This is a genomic window from Pedobacter sp. 01T416_2 (assembly GCF_056398925.1).
This window is the reverse complement of record NZ_JBFTQI010000598.1, coordinates 1-3,775: the sequence shown is the minus strand read 5'-3', so window position 1 is coordinate 3,775 and position 3,775 is coordinate 1. Positions and strand designations below refer to the sequence as shown.

General features: G+C 40.3%; 3 protein-coding genes and 1 pseudogene. 1 reads left to right on the top strand and 3 read right to left on the bottom strand.

Annotated elements, in window-relative coordinates:
• Positions 1–403 (bottom strand): annotated as a pseudogene (locus AC1DPQ_RS20990) (DNA topoisomerase IB); the annotation flags it as partial.
• 91 nt (positions 404–494) lie between these two features.
• Here AC1DPQ_RS20990 and fmt point away from each other — a divergent pair.
• Positions 495–1,403, top strand: a complete 909-nt coding sequence (gene fmt / locus AC1DPQ_RS20985) for a methionyl-tRNA formyltransferase (protein WP_477584205.1) — start codon at positions 495–497, stop codon at positions 1,401–1,403.
• Between the two features lie 507 nt (positions 1,404–1,910).
• On the opposite strand, the gene AC1DPQ_RS20980 is transcribed toward fmt, so the two are convergent.
• Together AC1DPQ_RS20980 and AC1DPQ_RS20975 are read right to left on the bottom strand one after the other, a co-directional pair.
• Positions 1,911–2,750 (bottom strand): aminotransferase class IV, encoded by an 840-nt coding sequence (locus AC1DPQ_RS20980; protein ID WP_477610760.1) that lies wholly within the window; start codon positions 2,748–2,750, stop codon positions 1,911–1,913.
• A 3-nt stretch (positions 2,751–2,753) separates the two neighbouring features.
• Entirely contained in the window at positions 2,754–3,773 is a 1,020-nt protein-coding gene (locus AC1DPQ_RS20975) for an RluA family pseudouridine synthase (RefSeq protein WP_477610759.1), read from the bottom strand.
• Positions 3,774–3,775: the final 2 nt, after the last annotated feature.

Here is a 3,775-nt window from a genome sequence, read left to right as displayed (position 1 = left end):
TGGCCAATACTTTGCGTTCATCGAAATCTTTTCTGCGGAGGTCTTTTTCCAGGTTTTTCCGTGCATTGGGCAATGCTTTTCCAAATTCCAATAAACGGAAATATTTAGCCTCCGATCGGCGGCTGGTCCACTTTGCATGGTATTTATATTGTTTCCGGCCTGCAGCATCAATACCAGTAACCTGTAAATATGCATTTGGCTTACTGGCAATCCACACATTTTGCCATGCGGGTGGAATAACTAAGGCCTTTATCCGGTCGAGGTGTTTCTCTTCGGTAATTTTGTTGCCCTCTTTATCTTCGTAATAAAACTTTCCCGGTTTCCCTTTCCGGTAAATCCCCGGCATGGTATCGGTAACGTACACCAATCCGTTTGCTTTAACAACATCTTTGCCTTGTACCATTTTTGCCTATAAGTATGGGTTTATTTTTAGTTATTTTGCAAAACTTAAACGTGGGTAGCCACGTTATTTTTAGAAACACAACACTTTCTTTATGAAAATAGTTTTTATGGGTACGCCCGATTTTGCGGTAGCCTCTTTAGATGCCTTGGTACAAGCCAATTTCGATGTAGTTGCTGTGGTTACTGCGCCAGATAAACCTGCAGGCCGTGGCCAAAAATTGAATGAAAGTGCAGTAAAAAAATATGCTGTAGAAAAAGGAATTCCTGTTTTACAGCCTGAAAAGTTAAAAAATCCTGAGTTTATTGAAGAACTAAGATCTTACCAAGCCGATTTACAAGTGGTAGTGGCTTTTAGAATGCTACCAGAAATAGTTTGGAATATGCCGGCTAAAGGAACCATCAATTTACATGGTTCGTTATTACCGCAATACCGTGGTGCAGCCCCGATTAACCATGCCATTATAAATGGAGAGAAGGAAAGTGGCGTAACTACATTTTTCCTTAAACAGGAAATTGATACCGGTGATATCATCCTTAGCGACAGTGTGCCCATTGCCGACGACGAAACTGCGGGTGAGTTGCATGATAAACTGATGGTTGTTGGCGCAAATCTCCTGGTAAAAACACTACTTGCTATCGAAGCCAATAATATAATAGAGCAGCCACAGCCACAAAATGGTGATTTAAAACATGCGCCGAAGATTTTTAAGGAAGATTGCAAAATCGACTGGAACAACCAGGCGCAAACCATCCATAATTTAATCCGCGGTTTAAGCCCTTACCCAACTGCTTTTACCTTACTCAATGAAAAAAATTTAAAGGTATTTAAGGCCGAAATAGAAGATAAAGAGCCAGGCATTGTAGCCGGAGGCTTTTTAACCGATGGTAAAACTTATTTGAAATTTGCCGCAAAAGATGGYTTTATCAAACTTTTAGATATCCAATACGAAGGAAAAAAACGAATGCTGATCGAAGATTTTTTAAGGGGAATGCGGTTGTAATTTATCTATGAACGGTCGTCATGCTGACCTGTAGCGCAGCGGAAAGCTACGCAGTAAATTTAATTCAGGGTCTTTATAGCATAAAAGATGCTGAACTAAATCCGATAACTATCGGATCAGCATGACGACAGTATTTTATATGAACAATTCTTTTTGGAAAGCAATTGCAGTGGCTTTAGGCTTAAGACAGCCCCGCTCCCGCTTCTGCAAATTTGATCCCGATGTAAAATCGGGAACATCCCGCTTTGATCGGGTTTAAGTGGCCACAAAAGTGCTTCTGTTTAGGGTTAAATAAACCCGACCGGCAGCGTTATCCCGATTAAGTATAGTTTATCTTGTAAAGCAAATTTTATCGGGATTAAGCAAAGGCCGGGACCAGCCCAAACCGAAGCACTACAGGTTTTGCTTTCCAAAAAAATTGAACAGTTTTTAAGGATATGATAGATGCTGAACTAAATTCAGCATGACGACCAAGGTAATCCGTGCGCTACAAATCGTGGGATAGCACTATAAATTATTCAATTTCTCGATCAAAAATTTCGATACCTCGTTAAAATAACGCTTCCTGCCGTAACCCATTACCCATTGAATGCCTTGCGTTGCGTTGGTAATAAACACTTCTTCGGCTTCTTTTAATATTTCGGGATTGATCTGCGCTTCGATTAAAGGCATATCGTTCATTTTGCACAACTGCATAATGGCCGTACGCATTACACCGCTTATACAACCTTCAGCTAGCGACGGCGTATAAATCTGTTTGTTATATACGACAAAAACATTGGCACTGATACTTTCGCAAAGAAAGCCATATTGGTTCAGAATCATTGCCTCATCCAAACGGTTTTGGCTTTTAAAAATTCCGGCCATGACATAAAGCAGCGCATTGGCTGTTTTAAAATTCGAGAGTTTATTAACCGGTTTGGTCATTTCATCAAAAACATCAATGATCAAACCTTTGCTGTTCAACTCGTATGTGGATGCTTTTAAGGGAATACCTTCTAAAATGTAACCTGCTTTATTAATTTCGGGTGTATAAACGCCAGCTCCACCCCTGTATACAGAAAGGCGAAAACGGACATTGCCATTCCACTTGTTCCTTTTGGCCAGGTCGGCAGTTTTTTGGCGCAGAAAATAATCGTCCATTAAAGCATGACCGTCAATTTTAAGCGCTTTCATGCCAGCCGTTAATCTATCGGCATGTAAATCGGCAAATTGCAGCTTATTATTAATCATCCGCATGCTTTCGAACAGTCCATCGCCAAATTTGAAGCTTCTGTTCGAAGCCGTTAAAATCGGGGCATCTACCGCCTGAAATTCATCATTAAATAAAAGGTACTCCTGAAGCATATTTTATGATGTAGCGATATAATTTTCCCATTTGGTTAAGCCAGCTTTAAAATCGGGTGGCAATGACGATTCAAAATACATATACTCTTTAGTGCTGGGATGGATAAAACCCAAACTTTGTGCGTGTAAAGCCTGACGGGGCAGCAATTCAAAACAATTATCTACAAACTGTTTGTACTTATTAAACGTAGTCCCTTTTAAAATCTTATCTCCACCGTACATTGCATCGTTAAAAAGTGGATGACCAATATGTTGCATATGCGCCCTGATCTGGTGCGTACGACCTGTTTCTAACTCACAACTGATCAAAGTAACGTAACCCAAACGTTTTAATACTTTATAGTGCGTTACAGACCATTTTCCTTTTTCTTCATCATCATAAATATCCATCACACGGCGATCCTTCACACTTCTACCAATGTAACCGGTTACCGTTCCATCGTTTTCGATATCGCCCCAAACCAGTGCAATATATTTACGGGTAATGCTGTGGTCGAAAAACTGACGTGCAAGGTGTGTAATCGACTTTTCATTTTTACTGATCAGCAATAAACCCGAGGTATCCTTATCAATGCGGTGCACTAGGCCTGGTCGGCCATCATTGCCAGGTAACTGAGGCAGTTGCTCAAAATGGAATGCCAAAGCATTAACCAAAGTTCCGGTATAATTATTAAAACCGGGGTGTACAACCATTCCTGCAGCTTTATTCACCACCAAAAGATCACTATCCTCGTAAATAATATCAAGCGGTAAATCTTCAGGATAAACTTCGGTATCGCGCGGTGGGTGAGGTAAAACGATAGATATTTCATCATAAGGTTTAACCTTATAACTCGCTTTGATCTGTTTCTGGTTAACCAATACATTACCTGCATCAATTGCATTTTGAATACGGTTTCGGGAGGCATTTTCTACGCGCACCATCAAAAATTTATCGATACGAAGCAGCGATTGCCCCTTATCTACAATAATTTTTAAATGTTCATATAATTCCTGTTCTTCTGATTCCTGCAATTCGACCACAT